The sequence below is a fragment of the Staphylococcus hominis subsp. hominis genome, from assembly GCF_002901845.1.
GTDB classification, from domain to species: domain Bacteria; phylum Bacillota; class Bacilli; order Staphylococcales; family Staphylococcaceae; genus Staphylococcus; species Staphylococcus hominis.
Genome location: NZ_PPQE01000025.1, coordinates 1,096,841 through 1,097,434, shown reverse-complemented (window position 1 = coordinate 1,097,434; position 594 = coordinate 1,096,841). Strand labels below are relative to the sequence as shown.

The 594-nt window shown below is 52.5% G+C and carries 6 tRNA genes; all 6 read left to right on the top strand.

What is annotated here, in order from left to right:
- Positions 1-84 precede the first annotated feature (84 nt).
- The 6 genes from CD034_RS07030 to CD034_RS07005 all read left to right on the top strand — a co-directional run bounded on the left by CD034_RS07030 (position 85) and on the right by CD034_RS07005 (position 588).
- Positions 85-160, top strand: a tRNA-Thr gene (locus CD034_RS07030).
- 5 nt (positions 161-165) lie between these two features.
- Positions 166-238 (top strand) — tRNA-Lys (locus CD034_RS07025).
- A gap of 9 nt (positions 239-247) precedes the next feature.
- Positions 248-329: transfer RNA gene (locus CD034_RS07020), tRNA-Leu, on the top strand.
- A gap of 3 nt (positions 330-332) precedes the next feature.
- Positions 333-407 (top strand) — tRNA-Gly (locus tag CD034_RS07015).
- Between the two features lie 8 nt (positions 408-415).
- Positions 416-501 (top strand) — tRNA-Leu (locus tag CD034_RS07010).
- A 13-nt stretch (positions 502-514) separates the two neighbouring features.
- Positions 515-588 (top strand) — tRNA-Arg (locus CD034_RS07005).
- Positions 589-594: the final 6 nt, after the last annotated feature.

Sequence of the window (594 nt, the reverse complement as noted above, 5' to 3'; positions counted from 1 at the left end):
AATTAGCTCAGCTGGGAGAGCATCTGCCTTACAAGCAGAGGGTCGGCGGTTCGATCCCGTCATTCTCCACCATTCAATTTAATAGCCGGCCTAGCTCAATTGGTAGAGCAACTGACTTGTAATCAGTAGGTTGGGGGTTCAAGTCCTCTGGCCGGCACCATCTAAGAGCCATTAGCTCAGTTGGTAGAGCATCTGACTTTTAATCAGAGGGTCAGAGGTTCGAATCCTCTATGGCTCACATGTATACGCGGGTGTGGCGGAATTGGCAGACGCACTAGACTTAGGATCTAGCGCCTTACGGCGTGGGGGTTCGACTCCCTTCACCCGCATATGCGGAAGTAGTTCAGTGGTAGAACACCACCTTGCCAAGGTGGGGGTCGCGGGTTCGAATCCCGTCTTCCGCTCCATTATATTTGCCGGGGTGGCGGAACTGGCAGACGCACAGGACTTAAAATCCTGCGGTGAGAGATCACCGTACCGGTTCGATTCCGGTCCTCGGCATTATTATTATTTTGCGCCCGTAGCTCAATTGGATAGAGCGTTTGACTACGGATCAAAAGGTTATGGGTTCGACTCCTATCGGGCGCGTTCTCT